This is a genomic window from Desulfatibacillum alkenivorans DSM 16219, assembly GCF_900142135.1.
Classification (GTDB): Bacteria; Desulfobacterota; Desulfobacteria; order Desulfobacterales; family Desulfatibacillaceae; genus Desulfatibacillum; species Desulfatibacillum alkenivorans.
Genome location: NZ_FQZU01000044.1, coordinates 12,618 through 38,432, shown reverse-complemented (window position 1 = coordinate 38,432; position 25,815 = coordinate 12,618). Strand labels below are relative to the sequence as shown.

At 54.9% G+C, this 25,815-nt stretch carries 20 protein-coding genes; 14 read left to right on the top strand and 6 right to left on the bottom strand.

Annotated elements, in window-relative coordinates; all coding sequences use genetic code 11:
* The first annotated feature begins 396 nt into the window (after positions 1–396).
* The 6 genes from BUE18_RS23415 to BUE18_RS23390 all read left to right on the top strand — a co-directional run bounded on the left by BUE18_RS23415 (position 397) and on the right by BUE18_RS23390 (position 7,240).
* Positions 397–882: a hypothetical protein gene (locus BUE18_RS23415; protein WP_170868446.1), complete on the top strand. Its 486-nt coding sequence runs from the start codon at positions 397–399 to the stop codon at positions 880–882.
* A 582-nt stretch (positions 883–1,464) separates the two neighbouring features.
* On the top strand, positions 1,465–2,379 hold the full coding sequence (locus BUE18_RS23410) for a DMT family transporter (RefSeq protein ID WP_073478584.1): 915 nt from the start codon (positions 1,465–1,467) through the stop codon (positions 2,377–2,379).
* A gap of 110 nt (positions 2,380–2,489) precedes the next feature.
* Positions 2,490–3,233 (top strand): basic amino acid ABC transporter substrate-binding protein, encoded by a 744-nt coding sequence (locus BUE18_RS23405; protein ID WP_073478583.1) that lies wholly within the window; start codon positions 2,490–2,492, stop codon positions 3,231–3,233.
* A 266-nt stretch (positions 3,234–3,499) separates the two neighbouring features.
* Positions 3,500–4,303, top strand: a complete 804-nt coding sequence (locus BUE18_RS23400; protein ID WP_073478582.1) for an amino acid ABC transporter permease — start codon at positions 3,500–3,502, stop codon at positions 4,301–4,303.
* Entirely contained in the window at positions 4,290–5,030 is a 741-nt protein-coding gene (locus tag BUE18_RS23395; protein ID WP_073478581.1) for an amino acid ABC transporter ATP-binding protein, read from the top strand. Before BUE18_RS23400 ends, BUE18_RS23395 begins: the two co-directional genes overlap by 14 nt.
* Before the next feature lie 869 nt (positions 5,031–5,899).
* On the top strand, positions 5,900–7,240 hold the full coding sequence (locus BUE18_RS23390; RefSeq protein WP_073478580.1) for a bacteriohemerythrin: 1,341 nt from the start codon (positions 5,900–5,902) through the stop codon (positions 7,238–7,240).
* A 7-nt stretch (positions 7,241–7,247) separates the two neighbouring features.
* Here BUE18_RS23390 and BUE18_RS23385 read toward each other — a convergent pair whose 3' ends face one another.
* The 6 genes from BUE18_RS23385 to BUE18_RS23360 all read right to left on the bottom strand — a co-directional run bounded on the left by BUE18_RS23385 (position 7,248) and on the right by BUE18_RS23360 (position 14,653).
* Complete coding sequence (locus tag BUE18_RS23385) at positions 7,248–9,017, bottom strand: phospholipase D-like domain-containing protein (protein WP_073478579.1); 1,770 nt, start codon at positions 9,015–9,017, stop codon at positions 7,248–7,250.
* 439 nt (positions 9,018–9,456) lie between these two features.
* On the bottom strand, positions 9,457–9,672 hold the full coding sequence (locus tag BUE18_RS23380; RefSeq protein ID WP_073478578.1) for a hypothetical protein: 216 nt from the start codon (positions 9,670–9,672) through the stop codon (positions 9,457–9,459).
* A 249-nt stretch (positions 9,673–9,921) separates the two neighbouring features.
* Positions 9,922–10,995: a DUF4340 domain-containing protein gene (locus BUE18_RS23375; RefSeq protein WP_073478577.1), complete on the bottom strand. Its 1,074-nt coding sequence runs from the start codon at positions 10,993–10,995 to the stop codon at positions 9,922–9,924.
* Positions 10,992–12,881 carry a Gldg family protein gene (locus tag BUE18_RS23370; RefSeq protein WP_073478576.1) on the bottom strand — a complete coding sequence of 630 codons (1,890 nt, stop codon included), beginning with the start codon at positions 12,879–12,881 and terminating at the stop codon, positions 10,992–10,994. The genes BUE18_RS23375 and BUE18_RS23370 overlap by 4 nt, the downstream gene beginning before the upstream one ends.
* A gap of 18 nt (positions 12,882–12,899) precedes the next feature.
* A complete protein-coding gene (locus BUE18_RS23365) occupies positions 12,900–13,652 on the bottom strand; it encodes an ABC transporter permease (protein WP_244549371.1) in 753 nt (250 codons plus the stop codon).
* Positions 13,653–13,708: 56 nt separating this feature from the next.
* The gene (locus BUE18_RS23360) at positions 13,709–14,653 is read right to left on the bottom strand and encodes an ABC transporter ATP-binding protein (RefSeq protein WP_073478574.1); all 945 of its coding nucleotides are present in this window, start codon (positions 14,651–14,653) and stop codon (positions 13,709–13,711) included.
* Between the two features lie 305 nt (positions 14,654–14,958).
* Between BUE18_RS23360 and resB the strand changes: the two genes are divergently transcribed.
* The 8 genes from resB to BUE18_RS23315 all read left to right on the top strand — a co-directional run bounded on the left by resB (position 14,959) and on the right by BUE18_RS23315 (position 25,812).
* Positions 14,959–16,347 carry a cytochrome c biogenesis protein ResB gene (gene resB, locus BUE18_RS23355; RefSeq protein ID WP_170868445.1) on the top strand — a complete coding sequence of 463 codons (1,389 nt, stop codon included), beginning with the start codon at positions 14,959–14,961 and terminating at the stop codon, positions 16,345–16,347.
* A gap of 2 nt (positions 16,348–16,349) precedes the next feature.
* Positions 16,350–17,387, top strand: coding sequence for a c-type cytochrome biogenesis protein CcsB (gene ccsB / locus BUE18_RS23350; RefSeq protein ID WP_073478572.1), 1,038 nt, complete (start codon positions 16,350–16,352; stop codon positions 17,385–17,387).
* Between the two features lie 526 nt (positions 17,388–17,913).
* Positions 17,914–18,711, top strand: coding sequence for a cytochrome c3 family protein (locus tag BUE18_RS23345; RefSeq protein WP_073478571.1), 798 nt, complete (start codon positions 17,914–17,916; stop codon positions 18,709–18,711).
* 78 nt (positions 18,712–18,789) lie between these two features.
* Positions 18,790–21,018, top strand: a complete 2,229-nt coding sequence (gene qrcB / locus BUE18_RS23340; RefSeq protein WP_073478570.1) for a menaquinone reductase molybdopterin-binding-like subunit QrcB — start codon at positions 18,790–18,792, stop codon at positions 21,016–21,018.
* Positions 21,019–21,037: 19 nt separating this feature from the next.
* Positions 21,038–21,898, top strand: a complete 861-nt coding sequence (gene qrcC, locus BUE18_RS23335) for a menaquinone reductase iron-sulfur cluster-binding subunit QrcC (protein ID WP_073478569.1) — start codon at positions 21,038–21,040, stop codon at positions 21,896–21,898.
* An 88-nt stretch (positions 21,899–21,986) separates the two neighbouring features.
* A complete protein-coding gene (qrcD, locus tag BUE18_RS23330) occupies positions 21,987–23,267 on the top strand; it encodes a menaquinone reductase integral membrane subunit QrcD (RefSeq protein ID WP_083611247.1) in 1,281 nt (426 codons plus the stop codon).
* 39 nt (positions 23,268–23,306) lie between these two features.
* A complete protein-coding gene (locus BUE18_RS23325; protein ID WP_012610410.1) occupies positions 23,307–23,501 on the top strand; it encodes a hypothetical protein in 195 nt (64 codons plus the stop codon).
* 505 nt (positions 23,502–24,006) lie between these two features.
* A complete protein-coding gene (locus tag BUE18_RS23315) occupies positions 24,007–25,812 on the top strand; it encodes an SLC13 family permease (protein WP_073478567.1) in 1,806 nt (601 codons plus the stop codon).
* The last annotated feature ends 3 nt before the right edge of the window (positions 25,813–25,815 follow it).

Genomic DNA, 25,815 nt, shown 5'->3' with positions numbered 1-25,815 from the left:
AGGGGCTCCCTCACATCCCTTTTAACGACTCGCAAAAACCAATCACCCTGAAAGTGCAGACTTTTTTCCTCCTTTATGCAATATGACCCCATCTTCTTTATCATAACAAGGGTGGGGCCCTTATGCAGCCCGCGTTTTAGGCCAACTGCCCATAGCGGCGCCAACTACTTTTCCTGGCGAAAAAACCAGGCTCATGAAGGCGACGCTGAACAAGAACGCTTGCTCAGGCGATGCGCCCTTTGTCAGCGATTTTGCAAAGCGAAACGTCCGTATTACGGCCTGGATGTTTCGGACGGCTCTGGCTTTGACGACCGGCGCGTTGCCGTATTTGTCGTTTAACGCCCTGATCAACGGAACCTGGGCCAAGCCGTTTATCAACGGGGAAGGCTCGTCCCGTTGGACGCGCCGGGACATCCGCCTGAGTCTTTCGTCCCGCCGGGATATCCGGACATCATCGGAGCCATTGTGAAAGCCGCCGGGCATTTCCGGCCGATCCTGTTCATAAAAGGCTTCAACACCCTGTGCTATTGGGCTTCCGTTCTTATAGCAGGCTGGATTTTCGGGAGATTTATTCGGCCTGGACCCACGCCGACATTTTTGTCGGTCGCGTATCCAAGCGTCAACGTGCCCACAACCGCCTTTGCTTCGGGTATTTTCACCCACTCTCCGTATACTCTTTTGTCAACCATCACCCTCCTGGCGCTCTTTTACTACCAGGAATCCCCAAAAGCGGGCTGGATCGCCGCGGCCGGCCTGCGCACCGTCGCGCCCCTGTGCATGCGTTTTCCGGGTTTGCCCCTGGCGGCGGCCGTGGTGCTGCGCGTGCAAAAGGCGTTGCTGCAGGAAGCCCTTCTTGAAAGGGGCGTCGAAAACCTTCCCTGAGCATTACTTTCATTCATGGCCGATGCTTACCGGGCGCCCGGCCGTTATTTGTTTTTCATGCTTTCCTTCCCGGGTATGAAGTGGTATGACGCCTTGTCTTTCGGGCGTTTGGCTCTGAGGATGCACATGAAAAAATCGGTTAAAGGGACGCCGCCCCTTCAAGGCAGCCTCTTAAATTGGAGCCTTAAAGCAAGTTGCTGTCGTTCAAGTAAATTTGAGGCATTATCCAAGTAGTCCGAATACGGTTTATAAAAGGGACGCTGGGTCCCCGTTTCCGAGAATGCGTCACGATGATTGCATACAGCCGCAATCATCCCGCCACTTCTCTCCACGGGGATGACGAAGACCTGAGGCAGCCGCGCCAAATTGGTTTTGGAGACGTTTCCTAATTTGCAGCGTGCTCATCACCCGCTCCGGTCTATTTGGGCGCCCAGCAGTCCGTCATCCCGGCAAGGGCGATCCGCTATACGGGATGGTCCGCAAGCCGGGATCCAGTGTCTTTGCGGACTTGCCTTGGATTTTAATTCATAGTTTGAACGCAACTTAATCAGGCTTCGGACGGGTATAAGGTTTTATCCAGGAATGAATGTAAAAGTTTTAAAAGCCAATCTTATCTTGCTTACCGCAGCCCTGGTCTGGGGCTCCACCTTTGTGTTTCAACGTTCGGCCATGCAAAACATGGATCCGGTTTCGTTTTCAGGCCTGCGGTTCGCCTTGGGCGCTCTTTGCCTGGCGCCCATCGCCTATTTCAGATCAAAGCGCCCTTCCCTTCCCCTGCCCGGCGTCCCCAAATGGCTGCCCTTATTGGGGATGATCGTGGCCGGCACGGTCATGTGTTTTGGAATCAACTTTCAGCAGGTCGGCTTGGTTGAGACTACAGCGGGCAAGGCGGGCTTTATCACCGGCCTTTATGTGATTATGGTTCCCATTTTGGGTTTGGCTTTCAAGCAAAAGCCTGACCTGGGCCTGTGGCTGGCCCTTCCCCTGGCCGTAACGGGCATGTATCTTCTGAGCGTAACGGATTCGTTCAATCTGGCGCCCGGCGACGGCCTGGTGTTGATTTGCGCGTTTATGTGGGCGGTTCATGTTCTGGTTGTGGGTTATTTTTCCCCCCGGATGGATTCCTTTATGCTGGGGTTCGGCCAGGCTTTTGTCTGCGCCGTTCTCAGCCTGATTTACGCCCTATGCTGCGAGACGATCACCTGGGAGGGCTTGTGGGCTTCGCGCTATGCGTTGTTATATGGAGGAATCGGATCCGTGGCCGTCGGCTTTACGCTGCAGATAATCGGCCAGAAGGATTCCCCCGCCGCTCATGCCGCGATTATATTGCAGTTGGAGGCAGTAACTGCGGCTGTATCGGGATGGCTGTTTTTGGGGGAGAGCATGACCGCTCGCTCCTTTATCGGCGCAGGCTTAATGCTGGCCGGAATGCTGGTGGCTCAATTATGGGTGTTTGTTCCCAAGAGAAAACCCCAAGGCAATAACGGAACTCCCTGAATTTTTTGTTTACATACCAATCTTTGTTGAGTTAACATGCGTCAAAATCGTAACGAAAACCTAACAAGGTTCAACCCCCAATCCCAAACACCATCGAAGGAGGAATTAACATGTTGAAGAAACTGATGCTGATTGCCCTGGCAGTCTCCTTGTTTGCCTGCCCCGCGCTTGCAAGCGAAAAAACCATTGTATTCGCCACCGACTCCACCTGGCCGCCCATGGAATTTGTGGACGCCAACAAGGACATCGTAGGATACGCCATTGACTACATGAAAGCAGCCGCCAAAGAAGCCGGTTTCAAAGCCGAATTCAAGGCTGTGGCCTGGGACGGCATTTTCGCCGGTCTGGACGCCGGCAAGTACGACGCTATCTGCTCCTCCGTTTCCATTACGGAAGACCGGAAGGAAACCATGGATTTCAGCACCCCGTACTTCCGGGTTAAGCAAGCTGTGATCGTGCCTAAAGACTCCACCGTCACCAGCCTGAAAGACCTGGTGGGCCAGAAAGTCGGCTCTCAGATCAGCACCACCGGCACCTTTGCCGTTAAGGCCGAAGAAGGCGTCATCTCCAAGACCTACGACGAAGTGGGTCTGGCTGTGGAAGACCTTTTTAACGGCCGCATCGCCGCCGTGGTCTGCGACGATCCCGTCGCCGCCAACTACGCCCTGCAGAATGAGCGCTACAAGGGCGCCCTGAAAATCGCCGCGGTCATCGAAGCCGGCGACGTGGAATACTACGGCATCGCCGTGAAAAAGGGCAACAAGGAAGTCCTGGACCTGGTGAACAAAGGCATCGCCGCCGTCAAGGAAAAGGGCATCGAAAAAGAACTTAAGGCCAAATGGATTGGCCAATAAGGTCTGAATCCAACGCAGGGGCCAAAAGCCCCTGCGTTTTTTTTGGGTTGAAACGCTAACCCGAAATGATGACGGGCCCCGCTGGAACCAAGGCAGGACGCCTCCACCTTTCTGCCGTCTCAAAGAGAACAATTTGTTCTTGCGCGAACTTCCTTCTTTTTGTAAAAGCGCCATCATGTTAGCCGTTTCGCAGGATAAATCCTTTTTGGCCCATATCCCAAAAAATACAATAACCGGAGAAATCACGGAAAGCGTCAGGGCAGGTTATGGCTGATCAAAAAAAGCAGGTTAAAATCGACGTAGGGGATGGGGCGGCGATCCCATCAAAGAGCGACAAGGGATTATTTTCCGCGTGGCTGATTTCATTTTTTCTGGCCATCGCCGTGCTGTTGGGGCTGCTCTTTTACCCCAACGCGGAAACGGCGGGCAAATACAGGGACATTCTGGTTTTCCTGAAGGACGGCATCTACGTCACCTTCCAGGTGACCTTCTCATCCATTCTGCTCGCCATTGTCATCGGCTTTTTTACGGGACTGGGCCGTTTGTCCAAAATCTGGATCGTTAACATCCTGGCCAGCACCTACGTGGAAATCGTCCGCGGCATTCCTCTGCTGGTTCAACTTTTCTATTTGTACTACGCCCTGGGCAAATTCATCCAGGTGCCGGATAAAATGGCGGCTATCATCGCCATGAGCATTTGCTACGGCGCCTATATGGGCGAGGTTTTCCGCGCCGGCATCGACTCCATCGACAAAGGCCAGACAGAAGCCGCCCGCTCGTTGGGATTCAACAGCGCCCAAACCATGATGTACGTCATCCTGCCCCAGGCCTGGCGCACCATTCTGCCGCCCGTGGGCAACGAATTCATCGCCTTGTTAAAGGATACGTCCCTGGTCTCCATCCTGGGCGTGGCCGACCTGTTAAGGCGAGGCAGGGAGTACGCCTCCACGTCTTTCGACTATTTTGAAACCTACACCATGGTCGCCGTGGTCTATTTAATCATCACCCTGATTTTATCCAAGCTGGTTAGCATCATGGAGGAAAGGCTGGGCCAACATGATCAACGATAAACCCATCATACGAATAGCCAATGCATGCAAGTATTTCGGGACGCTCAAGGCCCTGGACAACGTCTCCCTGGAGGTCAGTCAAGGAGAAAAAGTCGTGATCATCGGTCCTTCCGGATCGGGAAAAAGCACCCTGCTCCGGGCCATCAACCAGTTGGAAACCATCGACTCCGGCGAACTTGTGGTGGATGGAGATAACATCTGCGACCCGGACGTGAACATCAACGCGGTCCGCATGGAACTGGGCATGGTCTTTCAAAGCTTCAACCTCTTTCCCCACAAGAGCGTGCTCGACAATCTGACCCTGGCGCCCCGGAAGCTCCGCAAAACGCCCAAAGCCGAGGCCGAGGCCTACGCCATGAAATTGCTGGCCAAAGTGGGCATCGAAGACAAAGCCGGGCAATATCCGGCCCAGCTTTCCGGCGGACAGCAGCAGCGCGTGGCCATTGCCAGGGCCCTTGCCATGAATCCCAAAATCATGCTTTTTGACGAGCCCACCAGCGCCCTGGACCCGGAAATGATCGGCGAGGTCCTGGACGTCATGGTCAAGCTGGCCAAGGAAGGCATGACCATGGTGGTGGTGACCCACGAAATGGGCTTTGCCAAGGAAGTGGCGGACCGGGTGGTTTTTATGGATCACGGCCAGATTCTGGAAGTGGGAACGCCCCAGCATTTCTTTGAAAACCCGGAACACCCCAGGCTTCAGAAATTCATGGACCAGATTCTCTAAAAACAGGACACTTTCCTGTTTTGCACCACTCGTTTAAAAACCAAAAAGGCCGGCCTGATTCGCCAAAATCAGGCCGGCCTTTAATTTTTTTCAGGATTACTAATGCGGAAAGGGCGGCCCAAGAGGGGGGAAGGCCGCCCTTTCACATCAACCCTTAACCTATTAACCCAAACCACTAAAAAGAAGGAGTAGTCCGCCAGTTGGCCTGGCGTTGCCCTATTAGAAAGCAAGGTGCATGCCAAAGCGAACGAATCGCATACAATAAATATTAAATACTTAAAAATACAAATAATTTAATAAAATGCCTCAAAGGCGAACGGGATAAGCCCCCTGCCGCCAAAGGGATCGGCGTCAAATCTTTGACCCAACCGTCAAAAAATTTAATACTGGACGCGGGACTGAAATCCCATCCCGCGCGTCTCGGATCACCGCCGACTTATTGCCAAGTCCCGCCTTCTTTTCCCCTTCCTGCAAATCAAAAAGAAAGGTCGCCAATACCGGCGCGGACATGAACCGTTCCGTTTGTGTTTCAAGAGTATTTGCAAGGAAATTGCATAGACTAAGGGGGACAAGTGTTTATGCAAAAAGGCATCATGCAAATCCTGCATGTATGAAAATGAAACAGTCGCAGAGACGCAAAGGGCGTTCAGGACATAATGCAACCCTCCTGAAAAATGGGAGCCAATTATGTTGAGATTGAAAATGCGTGAACCTTATCAGAAAAAAAATCATTGAGTGGTATTACAAGGCAGAATTTTAAAGTTACGCAATCAGCGGGACAGCTCCCTTGGAATGGAGGCGTAACATGCGGCGCTAAGGCATTGCTGGAGCAAGTAACCCAGTGACAGGTCATTATAGAGGAGGCGGGCATGGAAGTTAACAAGAACGCCGCAAAGGAATCACCGGAGCATCTTGATTCACCGGCCCTGGACCTGAAAAAAATCACTTTGGCGTATTCCCGTTTTGTGCCGGCCCAATTGGTGGAGATTCTGGAAAAGCAGAGCATCCTGGATCTGGAGCCGGGCACGCAAGTAGAGCGGGAAATCACCATTCTTTTCTCCGATGTGCGGGGCTTCACCACCATATCCGAGGAATTAACGCCCCAAAGGACATTCGAGCTGATCAACGCCTATTTTCGGCGCATGGAGCCGATCATATTCAGGAACAATGGATTCATTGACAAGTATATCGGCGACGCCATCATGGCCATCTTTCCCGGAAGCGCCAGCGACGCCTTGCACGCCTCCATTGACATGCTGATTGAGTTGAGAGGCTTCAACAAGGATATTGAAAAAAGGGGGTTCAAGCCTCTTCAAATAGGAATTGGTTTGAACACGGGGATCTCCATGATCGGCACGGTGGGCGGCAGGCAAAAGATGGAAGGAACCGTTATCAGCGACGCCGTGAATCTGGCGTCCAGATTGGAAAGCCTGACAAAAGCATACGGGGTTCCCCTCCTTATCAGCGAACACACCTTATACAGCCTGGACGACGCCCCGGACCACTGCATCCGGTTTATCGACCGGGTGCGGGTTAAGGGCAAGTCGCGGCCCCAATGCATCTTCGAGATTTACGACGGCGACCTCAAGAAAGTGCGAAACGGAAAAACGGAAACGCTCAAAGTATTTGAGGAGGCCGTGGCCTACTACCACTATCGCGACATTGACAGGGCCGAAGCCTTGTTTCAAAGCTGCCTGCATTTAAATCCAAACGACTTCGCCGCCCGGCTTTACTTGAGCCGCTGCGACAACTACAGGAACACCGGGGTGCATGAAAGCACGGGGGAACTTGATAAAGTCACTTTCTGGAAGGACGAATACAATATCGGCATTCCCCATATTGACGCCCAGCACATGGAGCTGCTGGAGCAGATAAACCGTTTATCGGAGACCATCGGCGGAGGAGCAGGAGGGGAGGAAATAACCAACGCTCTGAACTTCGTGGACAAATACGTCAATGGTCACTTTAAGACGGAAGAGCAGCTCATGGAAAAAAAAAGCTATCCGTTCATCAGGGAGCACCAAAATCAGCATCGCATTTTTTATCAATGCTTCTTGAATCTCAAATCCGAAATGGACGACTCCAGCCTGGACAAGGTGTTTTTGTTGTTCAGGACCCAGATTTTCCTGGTGGACTGGCTGATCAACCACACCACCAAAACCGACAAGCACCTTGGCAAGTTTCTCAGGGAGCAGGAGGCTTCCGCCTGAGATTGCTTTAAAACAACAATTCCAAATGCCTGGACATTTCAATGCGCGTTTTGCTCTGCTCCCGCAGGCGTTTAAAGCGTTTCGGCGTGATTTCCCTGGCCTTACTTTCCAACATATTAAAAAAAGCCCGGGTTCTATCCTCGGCGAATTCCTTGTCGCATACGAAAAGAAGGTTTTCGGACTCGATGTGGCTGCTGCGCATGGACAGGTTGAATGAGCCCACGGCCGCCAGACGCTGATCGAAGATAAACTCCTTGCTGTGCAAATAGGGCTGGAGCGCTTTTTCATCGTCGTCGCCCAAGGCCTCGTAAATGCGCACGCCCGCCTCTATCAACTCGTCCAAATAATTCAAGGTGACGTAATAGGCGGTGGAAAAGCCCACCTCCTTGCAGGTGCGATCCGAATTGGTCAAAATTCTGACGTCCACGCCCCGGCCTGCTGCGTCCAAAATAGCGTCCCGAAGCATGGAGCCGGGCAGCACCAGGTATTGGGAAACCGCATAAAAGGACGATTGGCAGGCCTGCAAAGCATTGCACATGGCAAGGAGCACGTTGTTCAAACCGGACCAGGGGGTGCTTTGCACAAATTGGGCTACGGCCCCGGCTTTCTGGGGCTTGCTATTGTAAATCTCCGTGGGGCGGATGTGGGTTTCCGGGTCGGCGATTTCGTCGAAATTTTTCAAAAACCCGGCCTGAATCTGCTCCACCACCGGCCCTTCCACGTATAAGTCCAAGTCCTGCCAATGCTCGAAATAAGCGCTCTCCAGGTTGCGGCCGCCGACAATGGCTTTCTCGCCGTCCACGACCATAATCTTTTCGTGAACCGCATAATCCAGCAAAGGCAGGGCGGGCAAGCCTCCAGGGCCGGAATAGGTGGACAGCCGATCCTCCTGGGGGGCGTCCGGCTTGGTTTTTTTCTCGTCCATCATGCGGGACAGCCAGTGGTCCACCACGTGAGCCTTGGACGCCGGATTGGCCGGAACGCCCACGGAACGCCCGGAAAAAAGCGCCAGATTAAGCCCGCCGGACTTTTTCCTGGGCAAAAGCCGGTCCCAAAAGGATTCGGAGTCTTTTTTCTTCTCCGGCTCCGCCACCCCCGTGCGGGTCCACTCATAAAACCACTGGTTGGCTTTCAGCCGCATGAGCGACAACGGAGACGAGGGAAACTGGCTGTCCACGTTCAGGATGACGTTCACCTCCAAGCCCTGGTCCACCTTTTTCAACAAGGCGTCCATCAACCTGCCCCCCACGCCCCCCCCTTCAAGGGTGTAGGTTTGGATGTTTATCTGGCGCTCCGCCTCTTCTATGATTTTCAGGCGTTTTTCCAAAGCCTCCTGACCGGACTCCAAAACTTCCACCTGGTTGTTTTCCGTATAAGGCTTGTCCCCGTAAACCTCCTGGATTTCCACAAACTCAGGCGTTCCGATTTGGGGGGAGACTCCCGGGTTCCAGTCAAGCTGAAACCGGGACATGCCGGCGCCCGTCCCTTCCTTGGAATCCGAGGCCAGAATCGGCATGCGATACATCCCGGAGTCCATGAACCGGGGGGCCTCAAGGAGGCATGTGTAAACCCCTTCAGCCGAGGGCGTCAAAAGGTTGTTCGGGTCCGGCCTTAAGGGAAACACGTCGTTCAGCATGGTATGGCGCAGGTCCAGCCCCACCTCGGTGATAAAACAGTTTTCGTTTTGCGAAAACACGGTGCACCGCACCTGGACGGTTTCCAGGCCGGAGTTGGTTATCTGCTCGGGAGTAATGGAGATGTCTTTAATAGTGATCATGGCAATCCGGATTGCGGGTTCAAGGCCCCTGAGAAATCATTGCTCAAAGTAAAGGCTCTCAGAGCTAATAGGCGTCTAACCGCATCTGCGGCATATTTTACAAAGACACTGGGTCCCGGCTTGCGGTCGATCCTAAAAAGCGGATCGCCCTTGCCGGGATGACGGTCTCTGCAGGTTAAAGCCAATGCAATGGACGCTTGCGATTTCCAGGCAGCCGCCGCCCCCCGTCATCCCCGTGGAGCCATGGAGGTATGATGATTGCCGGCAGTTTGGCAGTCATCATGATGCAATGGCGGAAACGGGGACCCAGCGTCATTTTTGCTTAAGTTCCAACATAGAGCAAACTGCCTTAGAAGAAACGCTTTGATATAAAAATCTGACTTTGTGCTTATTAGCAACTTTTTCCGGGAATGGCAAAGGGCATGCGGCGAGGATGCATTTATTCGCCGCCCTGGCCCAGGCAGGCCGAGCAACGAGCATCCGCGCAAAAGGCGCAGACCGCGCAATCCGGGCAGGAGTGCTTGCGATTGTTGGGATTGTATTCCGGGTAAAAAACCAAGCCGGCCCGGGTGCGCAAAAACCGCATGCCGTCCCGCCACACGTATTCCTTTTCCTTGCAGGAGCATCCCGTAGTGTTTGCTGATTGACCGTCCATAGCGCCCTCCCTTGCTGGGTTGCGGGTTATCTTTAAGATAAGCCCCAGGCCGGATTGTTCAAGGAGAAAAATTTAATCCATTACCGTCCGATGCAGCGGGAGATTCTACTCCTTGGGTTGCTTGGATTTGGCGAGCTGCTTAACGTCAAGTTTCTGCGTTTGCAGGCTTATTCTGTCGGATAAAACCCCAAAAGCCGCGCCAATGCCTTCTAAGGGAAGAAATTGGCGCGGCTTTCGATTAATCTACTACTATTCTTCTTTTTCCTGCTCTATGAGGCTGTCCGGGCTGGTGACCAGGGTGCCGCAGCGCCAGTCCGAAAGTTTAAAGGCCCAGGGAGCCAGTTTCTTGTTCAGGTCTTCCACTTCCCTGGCCTTGGCGTCGTCCTCGTCCTTGCCGTCGGCCGTGACGGGCGCCATGTGGCTGACTTCAATGCGCACCTCGCAGCCTTCTCCCACGGGCGCCTTGTAAACGCGATACTTCGTCCCGTCAAACAGCCAAAAATCCAGGAACGGGCCTTGAGGCGCTTCGTTTTCGCCCACGGGCCGCACGTCCTCCAGGGTCAGGGAGGACAAGGCGTCGGCCAGCTTGTCGGCATCGGATTTTTTCACCGGGGCCTGGCTGGACAGGGAGAAATCCTGGCCGGGATTTTTCCGGGACAGTTCATAAATCACCTTTTGCCTGCCTTCGCTGACTTCCATGCACGAAACCGAAGCCACCTGATCGGAAGGCGCCTTGAGGACGGCCTTTTTCAGCCAGTCGGAGGGCTTTTGGTCCACGGCTTCAAAGTAGCGGTCCACCAGGTACACGTCTTTCATGTTTCCCATGCGCACAAACTGGCCTGCGGGCATGGGGTATCCTTCGGGAGTCTCCTTGGTGCGGTCCTTGCCCACCAGGATCTTGGCGACCTCGTTGTCGTTTTTATCCGTCAGGGTGAACAAGGCGCCCTTTTCCTCTGCAGGTGACCCTAAGGTGCTGGGCAGCTTAAGGGACAGCCTGGCCAGGACGTCGGCGTCGTAACGAAAGGCGCGGCCCACGGTCAGGGCGGTCAGTTTTCTGCCGAACCGGGCCACCTTGTCGAAATCCGCCGGATAGTTTCCCCGTTCCGCCAGGGCCCAGCCGTCTTCGTTTTTCACCAGAGTAAAGGTCTGCTCCGGGGTTTCCACCTTAATGGAAGTCACGGCGTTGATATCCAAATCCTGGAACAGGGGTTGGCCCATGACCGTCTCATCCCCACCGGGCGCATTGAAATACATGGTGACAGCGGTTATGACGGCCAGTCCCGCCAGGGTTGCAATGAGCTTGATAATGGTCTTCTTATTCATGCTTTTTTCATCCTTTTATGCCTGTATATGGCAAAACCGATTCCCAATAATGCAACCAGAATGGGCATGAGCAGCACGTTGATGAACTTGAGGAGCCAACCCAGGGAAACAATGTCCGAGCGCAGGTTCTTGCGAACCTCCTTCAACTCCTGCTCCACTTCCCGCTTTTCCTCCTTGAACTTGTCGATTTCGTCGCGCTGTTCAGGGCTCATGATGAAACGCTGGTCCGCATCCTTTTGATTTTCCAGGTCGGTCAGCTTTTTCTGGGTGGCGTCGACGCGGTCCATGAGCTCTTTTTCCTTGGCCAGCCATTTGCTTTGAGCCTGGCTCTTAAGATCCAGCACCTTGGTGAAGGGCCTTTCCGTCTTGCCCCTGGACCGGATGCTGATCAGGGCGTTGCTGCCTGTCAGCATTTCCGCGGCGTTTATGAACATGTTCATGTTGTCGTTGCGGGGCATGGACATGGCGAAGCCGAACGGCGTGCGCATGGCCACCATGCAGATGTCGTCGTACAAAAAGTCCACGTCTGCAATGATCAAAACCGTGGACTCCTTATTCAAAGGATTGTTGTTCGCGGCGATGTCCTGCTCTCCGATCAGTTTTTTAGCCGCTTCGGGCGGACCGTCCGGGAAGGCGGTGGGAAAAACGCCGTGAATTCTTGCGGCCAGGGCCAGGGACTTGTCTCCGGACTCAAAATCCTGCTTGATGGTCCGGGCGCCCAGGGTGGCGTCAAAGGAGTTGATCAGGCCGGAGTCCGGCGAGGTGGAAACCAGGGTCGTGAACTCCATGGTAAACCCGTCCAGGGTGCGGACCACGCCGGCCATGGGGAAGAGCATTTCCTCCAGATTGGAAGTGGCCGGGTCTTTCCGGTCCAGATATTCCTCACGCACCGTGATCCAGGAGGGGTCCGCCTCCACCACATTAAAGCGGTTGCGCACCTGAGTGGCCTGCCCGATGTCCACGGCGACCTTCTGGGGATCCATGGCAATTCCCCAGGCTTTGAACAAAGGCTCCAGGGAGGAAAAATTGATCCCTCCCCTTCCCCGGGAGGCGGTTTGGTCCACCGTGCAAATGGGATCGACCATGATGATGGCGTTATGGCCCGAAGAAATATACTGATCGATGGCGTACTGGGTTTCGGGCCTGAGCATTTTGGGATGCTGGACGATCAACAGATCGATGTCTTCGTCAATGTTGGCCGCCAGGGGCGTTACTTCCACCACGTTGTAATTTTTCTTAAGCTCCTGGACAAAATACCATGCCTTATCCTGGGCTCCCGGCGCCTGGGGCATTCCCGGAACCTGGGTCTGGCCCATGACCGGCAGGGTGGAAAGGACGCCGATGGTCTTCTTTTTTTCGTTGGTAAGCTGTGCAATGGTCCGGGTCAGGTCGTATTCCAAAACCTGATCGCGGGAGTAATCCAGAAAAGGAATGATTTCCTCCCTGTCGCGGCAATAGGCGATAAGGCCGAAATACACTTTCTCGCCGGTTTGAAGCTGCTTGGCTTCCATGCCGTAAATGTCCGCCCATTCCTCCTCCACCGAATCCGGCAGGGGGTCGCACATCTCAAACGCCACCATGCCCTTGGATTTCAATTCGTATTCCTGCAGCAATTCCTGAACCCGCTTGGCGTACGCCTTTAAATAAACAGGCAGCTTGGTCTGGCTGGACGAGTAAAAAAGCTGCACGGTCACGCGGTGCTTCAAGCCGGAAATCACCTCGATGGTTCCGTCCGACAAGGAGTAGGCCTTTTCCTCGGTGGCGTCCCAACGCCAGCTTGCCGAAGCGAACAGGACGTTCACCAGGATGACGATAACGGCCAGGATGATAAGGCCGGCGCCCGAAAACAGATTCTTGCCTAAATTCCGTTCTTTTGCCTGAGTCATGAGTTCTCCCCTCCTCCCTTATGAAGACCTGCGGGCCTGAAGGATGACCCCGTTGGCAAAAAGCATGAAAAACATCAGCGAGCCGTAATACAACAAATCCCTGAAGTCGATGACCCCTTTTTGCATGGACTGATAATGGGTCATGACCGAAAAGCCCGCGACAATATCCACAATCCACTTGGGAACCCAGTCCGCCAAAGGATCGGTGACCGGCGGATAGCCCGCCAGGACCAGAAACAGGCAGATCATGGCCGCGGCCACAAAGCTGATCACCTGATTCCGGGTGATGGCCGAGGTCATGCTGCCCACGGAAAGGTAGGCCCCGCCCAAAAGGATGCTGCCCACGTAGCCGCAAAAGATGGCGCCCATGTCAGGGTCTCCCAAATAGGCTGTGGTGAGCACCAGGGGAAAGGTCAAAGCCATGGAAACGGCGATGAAAAACCAGGCCGCCAAAAACTTGCCCAGGATGGCCTCGCCCAGAGTGATGGGCAGGGTGAGGATCAGTTCCATGGTGCCCTGGCGCCGCTCCTCGGCCCATAATCGCATGGCCACGGCTGGCACAAGCACTAAAAACAGCCATGGATGCCACCTGAAAAAAGCGTCCCGCAGGTCCGCCTGCTCCATTTCGTAAAATCCGCTGATGAAAAAGGTAAAAAAACCGTTCAGGAGCAGAAAGATCACAATCAGGACATAAGCCAGGGGAGATCCGAAATAGCCCCGCAGCTCCCTGGCCATGATTGCTCTGGTATTTGCAAATAGACGATTGTTCATGCTTTCACCTTAACTATCCAAGTCTAAAGGGCCTGCAGGCCCCGGACATGTTTGATTTAGCTCTCCTGCTTCATGGTGATGGCCCGGAATACCTCGTCCAGACGCCCGATCTCCTCGGTCAGGGACTCCAGGGCCAGGCCCTGCCCGGCCGCATACTCCGCGATCCTGGCCGCCAGCCCGTCGCCTTTTTTAACCGGATAAATCCGAACCAGCATCTTGAGGCCGTCCTGTTCCATGACCTCGGTCTTCACCACGCCATCCACGGCTTCCAGGCCGGGGATGGGGTCCACGCCTTCCGGAACCGTAAAGCGCGCCGCCAGGGAGCCGTCCTTTTCCGAACGCGCCCTCAGGCCTTTGGGCGTGTCGTCCGCCTGAATCACTCCGTTGGCGATGATGATGGCCCGGGTGCAAACGGCGTCCACTTCCTCCAGGATGTGGGTGGACAGGATGATGGCTTTGTCCCGGCCCATCTCCCGGATCATGGTGCGCACCTCGTGCTTTTGATTGGGGTCCAGGCCGTCCGTGGGTTCGTCCAGGATGAGGTATTCGGGATCGTGCAGGATGCTTTGGGCGAAGCACACCCTTTGGTTGAACCCCTTGCTCAGGGTTCCCACCATCTGATGCCTGACGCCTTCCAGAAAGCACTTGCCGATGGTTCTTTCCACCGCGTCGTCCGCCTCCCTGCCTGACAAGCCCCGTATCCGGGCGATAAACTGCAAAAAGCCGGTGACGGTCATGTCTTCATAGACCGGCGCGTTTTCCGGCAGGTAGCCCATTTTTCGGCGTGCGTTCAGCGAGTCTGCAACAATGTCGCAACCGCCTATAGCCGCCGCGCCCGCACTGGGGGGAAGGTAGCCGGTGAGCATTCGCATGGTGGTGGACTTTCCTGCGGCGTTGGGGCCCAGAAATCCCAGGATCTCCCCTTTCTCCACAGTAAAGCTCACCTCATCCACAGCCTTGTGATCTCCAAAGAACTTGGTGAGTTGCTTGGCTTCAATCATTGATTTTTACCCCGTGGAACTTCCAAAAAGAAACTACCAAAAAGAAACTGCGTGATAAGGCCTTATAAGGTGTATGAAACGGACTCATCACAAAACAAAAAATAGCCCATTTGTCAAGTGCCGTAAAACTGTTTGCATTTAGATTCCTCCCAGTTATATGTTTCTTATAGGGAATCGTCGTAAAAAGGAGCTAAAGCCTTGACACCCTTAAAATAATGCATAAATTACAATGCTCTGGCCCAAAACCTCAAGGCTTGCGCCGCGGAGAGGTTTGTGCTATTTCAGTGCAAGAGGTAATGATTATTATGAACAATAAGCAGCCCCCGCCCCCCCCCCTGACCGCCGTTCTGGATTTTTTCGCCTCGGTCAAGCTCTCCATTTTCCTGCTTCTGACCGTGGCCGCCGCCTCGGTGATCGGTACGCTGATCCCCCAGGAGGGAATGGCGGAGATACATCACCCCATGTACAGCCCGTTCCTGGACGCTGTTTTCATTAAACTGGGTTTCTTCAACGTCTACAAGGCATGGTGGTTCCAGCTTTTGTTGGGGCTGTTGGCCCTAAACCTTGTGGTGTGTACGCTCAAACGGCTTCCCATAACGTGGAAGCTGGTCACCGGGGTGACGCCGGGCTTCAGCCGGGGCAAGTTCAAAAGCATCAAGGAAAAGCATGAGATAAAGTTAAACATGCCGGCCCAAAAAGCCCGGGACGCCGTCCTGGACGTCGTCTCCAGCCGCTTTAAAACGGTCAAGGCGGCGGAAGACGAAGACGGGTATACCGTATACGCCGAAAAGGGCCGATGGACGCGCATGGGTTTTTATGTAATCCACCTCTCTTTTCTGCTCATTCTAGCGGGCGCTTTGCTGGGCTCTTTGTTTGGTTACTCCGGATCCTTGAATCTGGAGGAAGGCCAGACGAGTCAGACCGTGGAAGTGGGAGTTGACAGGCAGAGGCGCGATCTACCCTTCGCCGTCAAATGCGAACGTTTTGAGGTAAAGTATTATGAAGGCAGGGATTCGGTCAGCGAGTTTACTTCGGACGTCACCATCACCGAACCAGGCAAGGCCCCTTGGCGGACTTTTATCCGGGTGAACCATCCCCTCAGGCTGCACGGAGTAAGCCTGTATCAGGCCAGCTACGGCGTGTCCCACTACTCGGGATTGGTCAATGTGAGCTTCAAGAACCTGGAGACCGGGGAGAAGCATATCGTCCCCGTACCCATTTCCGCCCAGCCGACCGCCCTGCCCTGGGATAAAGGCATGATCATGATCCCCAGCTTCACGGCCAGTCTCCGCTCCCGGGACGGCCATAACATGGGGCCTGCGGTCCGCATGCATATCTTTCCCCAGGAGGGCAAACCGGAGGTAATGTTCATGCCGGTGGGCAGGCCGGAATTCGCCCGGGACGTCATGGGCCTGGAAATGGCCGTGCTGGAGGGCGAGGAAATCGTTCCCGTATACTACACCGGCCTCAAAGTGACCAAAGACCCGGGCGTGTGGGTGGTCTACTCTGGCTTTATCCTTATATTGCTGGGCTGCATGGTCACCTTTTTCATGGCCCACCAACAATTGTATATTAAAATTGTCCCATCGGGATCCGGCGCATCCGTAGAACTTGGAGGCGCAGCCAATAAAAACTCCCAGGGGTTTGAAGAACGCGTCAGGCGCATTGCCGGCCGCTTGGAGAAGAAGGAGTAACAATGGCGCTTCTTGAGATTTTAGAAAGTACCGCAATCGTCTCTTTTATCACCTTTGTGTACGGCGCCGCCGCAGTGCTTTATTGGGCGGACTGGGTGTTTGAAAAGCCGGTGCTCAGCAGGTCGGCCACCTGGCTGATGCTCATTGGTTTTTTGGGCAACACGGCGGGCATCGTCCTGCGCTGGATCGAGTCCCATCAAATGGGCATAGGCCGGGCGCCTTTCACCAATTTGTACGAATCCCTGGTTTTTTTCGCCTGGACCATCGCCATTTTGTATCTGGTTATTGAAAAACAATATAAAGTCCGGTCCCTGGGGGCCTTTGCCGCGCCGCTGGCCTTTCTGGCCCTGGCGTATGCGGCCTTGCAGAACAAAGCCATTATGCCTCTCATGCCCGCCCTGAAAAGCAACTGGCTCATCGCCCACGTGATCACCTGCTTTTTGGGTTACGCGGCTTTCGCCGTGGCTTTCGGGCTGGCCGTCATCTACCTGATTAAATCCAGAGACGTGGGCCTGTCTTGGCTGGCAGGAGCCTTGGCGGGAATCGCCGCGGCCATCCTGACGGTCATCTTTACGGGCTATCAAACGGACGCCTTCTGGACGTTGGCCGGGGCGGGCTTTTTCATAGGCGCCGGGGTGGCGTTAGGCGCCGGCTTTGCAACCTCCGCCGTCGTCAATCTGGTCAAAAAAAGCGATCCGGGAGGCAAAGGCCGGGTGAACAAAATGCTGCCCGACTTGGGAGTCCTGGACGAGCTCACTTATCAGACCATCCTGTTCGGCTTCATGTTCCTCACTGCCGGCATCATCACAGGCTCGGTCTGGGCCAACTCGGCCTGGGGGAGGTACTGGTCCTGGGACCCCAAGGAAACATGGTCCCTGATCACATGGCTCATCTATGGCGCCATGATTCACTCCCGCCTGGTGCGGGGATGGCGGGGCAGGCGCACGGTCTATCTTTCCCTTTTCGGATTCGGCGCCGTGCTGTTCACCTATTTTGGGGTTAACACCTTGCTTAAAGGCCTGCACAGCTACGCCACTTAAAATCATTTCATCGAGTTTCGCAAGCTCCGCCCAACCTGCAAATCATCAATAAGAGTCGCAGGTTGGGTTAAGAACCCTGACACGTGCTCCTGTTAAGGCTATGGCCTTTAACGAACTTCAAACATAACGCGTTAAAAGGGTAAAATGATCCTTTGGGCCGCGCCGCGTTCGGACGTCTTCACTTCACCTTTTGGCGTCCTCCCAAAAGAGGGCTTTCAGCCTCATTTTTTCTTTGCTTGTTCCATATTTCGCAAGCGCCCAATTATCGGGCCTTTTCAAGGCCTGGCAAGGCATTGGCGTCCTTCTTGAATTGCAATTTACCTTGACAAGTTTGCTTCCTACGAGTACTAAACCTTTCCTTGAAAGTATTGGATGCAAGGGGCGTCCTTCCTGCTTTCCCGCAAGGCATTGATTTTAATAATAAAGCGTTATTGTCAGGCATCCGGCGGATACCCGTTGCCGTCAACGTGCGACCGGATGTTGTGAAATTTTGAACAACCCTTAGCAGGCGACAGTTGGAGTGAACATGAGCGGACCGGAAAAAACCCAACAAAACGGGGCGGCTCACAAAAAGGATGACAGCGCGGGCGTGTTTGCAATGTCCCTTTTCGCAGCTGGCATCAGTGTGTATGTGAGTCTCTTTGTGGGATGGCTTGTGCTTCCCGAGCTGCTATATTCCAGGCAGCATCAGCCCATTGATTTTAACCACGCCATCCATATGGAAATTGTGGATGGCTGTACATCCTGCCACGTTTTTCGCGAGGACGGCACCTTTGCGGGAACCCCCACCCTGGCTCAGTGCATAGACTGCCATGAGGAGGTTCAAAGCATAGAGCCGGAGCCGGGCGACGAGGATTACGAAGTCCGTTTGGCGCAATACCTCGATGAAGTCAAATTTGTGGAGGAATACGTCCAGCAGGGTAAGGAAGTGCCTTGGCTGATCTACTCCAAGCAGCCCGACTGCGTCTTCTTCTCCCATGCCGCACATATGACCAGCCATAAATTCAAGGTGTTGGAAGGCGGCAAGATCGGCGCGCCCCCCGTGGAATTCGAACACGGCGAGGAACCCGAGGACGCCCGCTGCAACATGTGCCACATGGCTTTCATTGACGGCGAGGCCGTGCCCTTCGGCGAAGCCGAGACCCTGCCTTTGTACCGGAGAAACTGGATCACCACATATCCGATCGACATTTGGGGCAGGAACATCTCCGGCTTCAACGACCATTATTACGACAGCGCGAAAATGGACGACTGCGCCCAGTGCCACTATGATCAACGCAATGATCATCAGGGCCAGGATGCTTGCTTTGTCTGCCATAAATAAGGTGCAAGGCGAAAGCGGCATGGTATGATTGCCGAATTGAAACCAAATTCTTCTGGCAAGAAGTGAGGGATAAAACATATGAAACTCAACAGAAGAAACTTCCTGTTGGTCAGTACCGCGGGGGCGGCTGGCGGCGCTGTAGGATCCATGTTCAGCCCGTTGTCCTGGAAACTCATGGACGACTCCTCCATCTGGACCCAAAACTGGCCTTGGACCCCGGTTCCCGCGGACGGTGAAGTCAGCTTTGAAGAGACCACCTGCACATTGTGCCCCGGCGGCTGCCGGGTCAAAGTCCGCAAGGTGGACGAGCGGCCCATCAAACTGGAAGGCGTGGAAGGCGGCCCCGTCAATGACGGCGGCATCTGCATCCTGGGCCTGACCGCACTCCAGCTTCTTTTCGGCCCCGCCAGAGTGCACACCCCCATGAAAAGGGCGGGAAAACGGGGCGAAGGCAAATGGGTGGAAATCACCTGGGAGGAAGCCATCAGCGAAGTCAGCGGCAAGCTGGCCGAAGTCCGGGAGACCGGACGCGCCCAGGATCTGGGCTGCATCGCCGGCGGCGGAAAAGGCGTCATCAACTCCCTCTTCTCCCGGTTTATGGAAGCCTATGGGTCGCCTAACTTCTACTGGCAGGCAACCGCCTGGGACTGTTACGAGGAAAACATCCTCCGCACCCTGGGGCTGAACGGAACCGCCGGATTCGACCTGGAAAACGCCGACTACATCCTTTCCTTCGGCGCAGGCCTCCTGGACGGATGGGGATCTCCGGTGCATGTGTTCCAGGCTCACAGCAAGTGGCGCGAAAACCATGACGGCCACGCCACCCTGGTGCAGATCGACGCCCAGCTTTCCAACACGGCGGCCAAGGCGGACAAATGGCTGCCCATCGTTCCCGGAACCGAAGGCGCGGTGGCCATGGCCATGGCCCACGTCATCATCTCCAAGAATCTTTACGACCGGGGATACGTCAACTGGAACACCACGGGATTCAGGGATTTTTACCGCACGGTGGAAAGCGAATACGCTCCCGCCAAGGTGGTTAAGATTGCCTGCCCGGTTGACAATAAAGAATACCGGAAAAAATGGCTGGAAGAGCTGGAATCCAGGGCCATCGCTTTTGCAACGGCCGAAAAGCCCCTGGCCGTCGCCGGCAAGGGCAACGGCGACCGTCCGGTCTCCCAGGCCGAGTTGAACGCCGTCCAGGCCTTGAACGCTCTGGTTGGCGCCATCAACCGCAAGGAAGGCGGCATGGTGGTGGTGCCCGACGAACCCAAATACCCCTGGAAGCCGATTGTCATGGACGCCGAAGCCAGGAGCTACAAGCCTTCCCTGGTATCCGTCAGGGGACGCTCCAAATACGGCCACTCCAATCTGGCGAGCGTTCTGCCTCAGGCCCTGAATTCTTCCCACGAAGGCCTCAAGGTTCTGTTGCTAGCGGGCTCCAATCCGCTGTACACCCTGGCTGACACGGAAAAAACGGCGGAAGCCCTCCAAAAGGTCGAGTACATCGTCAGCTTTTCTTCTCAGTTCAACGATACCACGGCTTACGCGGACATCATTCTTCCGGATCACATCTTTCTGGAAAGCACGGTGGACGCGCCCACGCCTCCGGGTTTTGCAAAACCCGTGTACGGCCTGGCGGAGCCGGTCATCAAGCCGGTGTACAAAACCAAGGCCATGGGCGACTCCATCATTGAAATCGCCAAAGCCATGGGCGGAACCATCGCCCAGTCGTTCCCCTGGGCCGACAGCGCCGAAGCCATGCAGCAGGCTCTTGGCGGCAAATGGCCTCTTCTGAAAAGGGGCGGCGTCTATGTAGATGAAGATTTTACCCCTGAGACGGAAGGCGTACGGTTCCGTTTCTTCGCCCGCTCCGGCATGGAAAGCAGGATCTCCATCCAGGGCAAGGCGGAACAATACCCCCTGATCGCGACCCCAGTGGACTGCATCAGGCTGGCCACCGGCGCCATTGCGGATACGCCCTTCATGGTCAAAACCGTCTCGGATAAAAAACTGAAGCATAAAGAGCTTGTGGTGCAGGTCAACGCCATGACCGCCCAGCAGTACGGCTTTAAGGAAGGCTCGGAAGCCGTCCTGGAAACCCCGGTGGCGAAGGCCAAGGTAAGAGTCCATTGCTCCGAAGAAATCGCCCCCGGCCTGGTGGGCGTTCCAAGGGGGCTGGGCCATATAGCTCATGATGAATTTGTGGGTGGCAAGGGAACCAATTACAACACCCTCATCAGCCCCGTTCAGGATCCTGCCACAGGCTTTGACGTGGCTTGGGGAATCAGGGCGAAACTGACTTAATCCATAAGGTGAGGTTCTAATGGGAGAAACACAAGGACACGGACACCAGGAAGGAAACGGCCACGCCCAAGGCTCCAAATACGGGATGGTCATCGACCTGGACAAGTGCACCGGTTGCGGCGCCTGCATGGTGGCCTGCATGGCGGAGAATAACGTCCCCACCAAACCGGACGAGACAAACAAACTGGACACCATCACCTGGATGCGGGTTTTTAAACTGAGCAACGGCAAAGCCTTTCCCGAAGCCGAAACCTGTTACCTGCCCAGGCCCTGCATGCATTGCGGGGGCAAGCACGACGCGGGACACAGCCCCTGCGTTTCCGTGTGTCCGGCTACTGCAACGGATTACAGCTATAAGACGGGCATCGTCAGCCAGATTTACACCCGCTGCTTCGGATGCCGTTACTGCATGGGCGCCTGCCCATACAAAGCGCGTTACTTTAACTGGTGGGATCCCAAATTCCCCGCAGACATGAAGGAATACCTGAGCCCGGACGTCTCCGTGCGCATGCGCGGCATCGTGGAAAAATGCAGCTTTTGCTTCCACAGATATCAACGGGCCATGGACAGGGCTTTTTACGAAGGCCGCGAACTGGAAGAACACGAATACCAGACCGCGTGCACCCAGGCCTGCCCGGCCGGCGCCATCACCTTCGGCGACCTGAACAACGAGCGCCACATGGTGCACAAGGTCGTAAACGACAAGCACGAAGGCCACGCCGTACTGCAGGGCCGCAAGCCCTTCCGCCTGCTGGAGGAGTTGGACACCAATCCCAAGGTTTACTACCTTTCCGCCAGAGATTGGGTGGTTAAGGCCGGCAACGCATCCCTTAGGGAAACCAGCCCGGCGGATAAAAAGCCTTCGGGAGGTCATCACTAAGGCCAAAAGGCGGCGATTCACAATCGCCGCTTAAGCTGAAAACTTGAATGAACAGCTTGAATACATTGATTGGCAAGGAGCAGCACTAATGGAAGCAGCCTATCAAAAACTAGTTCGACTGGAGTCGCAACTGCACCCCGAGGGGGTTCAAAGAGCCCCGTTGTGGCAGTTTGTCCTGTGGCTGGGCTTTTTCGGAACCGTCCTCCTGTGGGGCGTATACGCCATGTTCCTGTGTTGGTTCAAGGGCCTCAACCAGACCAACATGAACGACTACTACGGCTTCGCACTCTGGATCTGGGCCGACTTGGCCGTTATCGCCGTGGGCGGCGGCGCCTTTTTCACCGGCCTCCTCCGGTACGTCATCGGCAAAGACCCCCTGAAGTATATCATCAACTACGCCGTGCTCATTGGGTTTATCTGCTACAGTTCCGCCCTTTTGATCCTGGCGATCGATATTGGTCAGCCTCTCCGCGGGTGGTTCATCTTCTGGCATGCGAACGTGCACTCCATGCTGACGGAGGTGGCCTTCTGCCTGAGCTGCTACTTTGGGGTCCTGTGCATCGAATACATTCCCCTGGTTTTGGAAAACCGCAAATTGGACGAAATCCCCTTCTTCCATCACACCGCCCATAACTTCCACGAAGTCATGGCCATCTTTGCGGCCACAGGCGCGTTCCTGTCCTTCTTCCACCAGGGCTCCCTGGGCGGCGTGGCCGGCGTTTTGTTCGGCAGGCCTTTCGCCTACCGCCCCGAGTTTTACATCTGGCCCACCACCTTCTTCCTGTTCACCTGGTCTGCGGCGGCCTGCGGCCCCTGCTTCACCATCCTGGTGACCAAAATCACGGAAGCCATCACCCGCAAAAAGCTGGTGAAGGACAATGTGGTGGAACTGCTGGCCAAGATTGCAGGGTGGATGCTCCTGACCTACTCCATCGCCAAAATCGCCGACACCCTGTACTGGGGATTCGTCATGCTGCCCAAGCACGGCCTGCAGATCACGGATTTTTACACCAACGCCTCCCTGATCTACACCAAGCTGGGAGGGGTTCCCTGGATTCTGTTGATTGAAATCCTGTGCTCCGTAATTCCGGCCCTGATCCTGGTGAGCAAAAAGGGCAGGCAGAGCAAGCCCGCTTTGGTTGTGGCAGTCCTGCTGGGCTCCATGTGCGCCATGATCAACCGCTGGGTCATGGTCCTCCAGGTCATGGCGGCGCCCATCATGACCTTCGACCAGTTCGCCCTGTACTTCCCGAGTTGGCAGGAACTGGCCACCACGGTCCTGCCCGTGGCCTACGGCGTGATTCTCATCAGCCTCAGCCACAGGTATTTGCCGGTGTTCCCCCAGGAACGCGAACTCAACCCGGTCTAAGGGCCAAGCTCCCGGTAAGGCGGGAAAAGGAGAAAGCAAATGTTTCCGTTTTCATTTGAATGGCACTGGGACATGTCGCACATCGTCTTTATGGGCGGGCTCTGGTACGCCATCTGCATCATGGCTCTGGGCGTGAACTACGTGCTCGGCAAATCCTTTATGCAGACCATCAAAGGCGACTCCGGCCACGGCCATGACGATCATGGACACGACGGCCACGGCGAGCATCACTAAGCGCCTAAGCCTGTAATATGCAATTCCCAAAGGGGAGTTTCCTTTCAAGGAGGCTCCCCTTTTTCTTCCAATGCACATTTGGAATAACGAAACGCCTAAAGCCTTTAACGACGGGAAAAGTCTCCGTCTATTCTGTTTTTTCGATCTTCCCAGAGAGCTATTCAGGCTGCAAATCTCCTACCGCAAACCAAGTCTTATTAACACTCACTTAAATAACATTCCAAATTTGTTAACAAAAAGCAAAGATTTCTTCCTTGACCTCGAGAATTAAGCCTGCTATGAAATTCCTAATCACCGCCTTGACCGGAACTACTCAGACCAAAAAGGCGTGCCAAGCATCTTTATTGTACTTTCCATTCACCTTTTTGTTCTTGTTCCGGCCGCATAACGTTTGGGGATGATTTTTGGGACCCCAGGCCCCGTTTTTGTCGTAATTCAAAAAGAACTGCTATTTAAAAAATTCGTAACCAATTTGAAACCGTCGATAGGCGAAGAGGGTGCTGTCATGGCTGGTCTGAGTCTGGAAATTATCATGGTTATGGCCATGATCTGTTTGGCTGTTTTTCTGTTTATTGTAGAATGGGTGCGCGTGGATGTTGTGGCCATTCTCATGATGGTGACATTGCCCTTATTGGGGCTGGTCACCCCTAAGGAGGCATTTGTAGGATTCTCATCAAATGCAGTTATTTCCATCATAGCCGTCATCATTATCGGGGCCGGCCTGGACCGGACCGGGCTCATCAACCGATTGGTTAAGCCCGTGCTGGCTTTGGCGGGGAGCAGCACTAACCGCATCATTATTTTCATCTCGGCAACCGTGGCGTTCATCTCCAGCTTTATGCAAAATATCGGAGCGGCAGCCCTGTTTTTGCCGGCCATTCAGCGAATCAGCAAGGATCGGAGCATTCCCACCAGCAAACTTTTAATGCCCATCGGCTTTTCCGCCATCCTGGGCGGAACCGTCACCCTTGTCGGGTCCAGCCCCTTGATTCTTTTGAATGAATTGCTGGAGCCCTTTGGGCTGAAGCCATTTGGACTGTTTGACGTAACCCCGGTGGGCGCGGCCCTGGTGGCGGCCGGCATTCTCACCTTTGTGGTGGCCGGGCGATTTATCCTGCCTCAACCCAAAGAGGATGCCGCACTGCAGGACGCAAGCGCCATGGAGCGGAAAGCGTCCAACGGAGACGGCCATTTTGAACTTCACATCCCCTCCGACTTCACACATTACCGGGATCCAGTGACCGTCAGAAACCTGCGCCAGCGCTATCTTTTAAACATTGTCGCTGCAAAAGAGCCTCCGGACCACATTCTGGCGCCGCCTCCGGCGGACCTGGAGTTGCGCGGCAAGATGGATATTGCGGTGTTCGGGGCTGAGGAAAACGCCAAGAGAATGGCCGTTGAATTGGGCATGGATATGAAGCCCCAATTGGATGTATTCAAGACCCTTCTGACGGACGATCTTTCCGGCAGCGTGGAAGCCGTTGTAGCGCCCCGCTCCCATGTGGAAGGCAAGACCCTGCGGGAGATCAACCTCCGGGACCGCTACCAGGTAACGCCCATCGCCATGTACAGCCAGGGCGAGGTGTATCGCGCCGACCTGGGCGATATTCCTCTTACCGCAGGCGACTCCGTGCTATTGTTCGGCGACTGGAAAAGGCTCCAACTCCTGGCGGAAGAGCGCAACTTCCTGTTTATCACGCCTATCGAAAAAGAACCTATGCGGCCCCAAAAGGCCATGTTCGCCGGATTTTGGCTGGCCGTGGCCCTGATCATGGTCATTGTTTTCCATCTGCAACTGTCCATGTGCCTCATGACCGGCGCCCTGGGCATGATATTGACCAGAGTCATCACTATTGACGAGGCTTACGAGGCCGTGGACTGGCGAACCATCTTCCTGCTGGCCGGGCTTATTCCGCTTGGCATCGCCACGGAAAAGACGGGTACGGCTGCATGGATCGCCAACGCGGTGCTCAGCGCCATCGGAGACGTAAGCCCTATTGTTCTATTGACCGTAATCGGAATCCTGTCCACCGTGTTCACACTGGTCATATCCAACGTGGGCGCCACCGTGCTCCTGGTGCCTTTGGTGGTGAACATGGCCATCGCCGCCAAGGCGGATCCCAGGATGGCGGCTCTGGTCGTGGGCTTGGCCACCAGCAACTCATTCATCCTACCCACCCACCAGGTCAATGCCCTGTACATGGGCCCCGGGCATTATCGCAGCAAGGATTATATGAAGGCGGGATCCGTGGTGTCCGTCGTTTTCATTGTTGTGATGATTGCTATGATTTATTTCTTTTACGGCGTTTAATTC

Bases quoted from the DNA above. Each gene is read 5' to 3' on its own strand.
- qrcB (WP_073478570.1), top strand. From the start codon at position 18,790: ATGAAACTCAACAGAAGAAACTTCCTGTTGGTCAGTACCGCGGGGGCG.
- BUE18_RS23400 (WP_073478582.1), top strand. From the start codon at position 3,500: ATGGCTGATCAAAAAAAGCAGGTTAAAATCGACGTAGGGGATGGGGCG.
- BUE18_RS23385 (WP_073478579.1), bottom strand. From the start codon at position 9,017: ATGATCACTATTAAAGACATCTCCATTACTCCCGAGCAGATAACCAAC.
- BUE18_RS23375 (WP_073478577.1), bottom strand. From the start codon at position 10,995: ATGAATAAGAAGACCATTATCAAGCTCATTGCAACCCTGGCGGGACTG.
- BUE18_RS23345 (WP_073478571.1), top strand. From the start codon at position 17,914: ATGAGCGGACCGGAAAAAACCCAACAAAACGGGGCGGCTCACAAAAAG.
- ccsB (WP_073478572.1), top strand. From the start codon at position 16,350: ATGGCGCTTCTTGAGATTTTAGAAAGTACCGCAATCGTCTCTTTTATC.
- qrcC (WP_073478569.1), top strand. From the start codon at position 21,038: ATGGGAGAAACACAAGGACACGGACACCAGGAAGGAAACGGCCACGCC.
- BUE18_RS23325 (WP_012610410.1), top strand. From the start codon at position 23,307: ATGTTTCCGTTTTCATTTGAATGGCACTGGGACATGTCGCACATCGTC.
- BUE18_RS23410 (WP_073478584.1), top strand. From the start codon at position 1,465: ATGAATGTAAAAGTTTTAAAAGCCAATCTTATCTTGCTTACCGCAGCC.
- BUE18_RS23315 (WP_073478567.1), top strand. From the start codon at position 24,007: ATGGCTGGTCTGAGTCTGGAAATTATCATGGTTATGGCCATGATCTGT.
- BUE18_RS23365 (WP_244549371.1), bottom strand. From the start codon at position 13,652: ATGAACAATCGTCTATTTGCAAATACCAGAGCAATCATGGCCAGGGAG.
- BUE18_RS23395 (WP_073478581.1), top strand. From the start codon at position 4,290: ATGATCAACGATAAACCCATCATACGAATAGCCAATGCATGCAAGTAT.
- BUE18_RS23380 (WP_073478578.1), bottom strand. From the start codon at position 9,672: ATGGACGGTCAATCAGCAAACACTACGGGATGCTCCTGCAAGGAAAAG.
- resB (WP_170868445.1), top strand. From the start codon at position 14,959: ATGAACAATAAGCAGCCCCCGCCCCCCCCCCTGACCGCCGTTCTGGAT.
- qrcD (WP_083611247.1), top strand. From the start codon at position 21,987: ATGGAAGCAGCCTATCAAAAACTAGTTCGACTGGAGTCGCAACTGCAC.
- BUE18_RS23370 (WP_073478576.1), bottom strand. From the start codon at position 12,881: ATGACTCAGGCAAAAGAACGGAATTTAGGCAAGAATCTGTTTTCGGGC.
- BUE18_RS23390 (WP_073478580.1), top strand. From the start codon at position 5,900: ATGGAAGTTAACAAGAACGCCGCAAAGGAATCACCGGAGCATCTTGAT.
- BUE18_RS23360 (WP_073478574.1), bottom strand. From the start codon at position 14,653: ATGATTGAAGCCAAGCAACTCACCAAGTTCTTTGGAGATCACAAGGCT.
- BUE18_RS23405 (WP_073478583.1), top strand. From the start codon at position 2,490: ATGTTGAAGAAACTGATGCTGATTGCCCTGGCAGTCTCCTTGTTTGCC.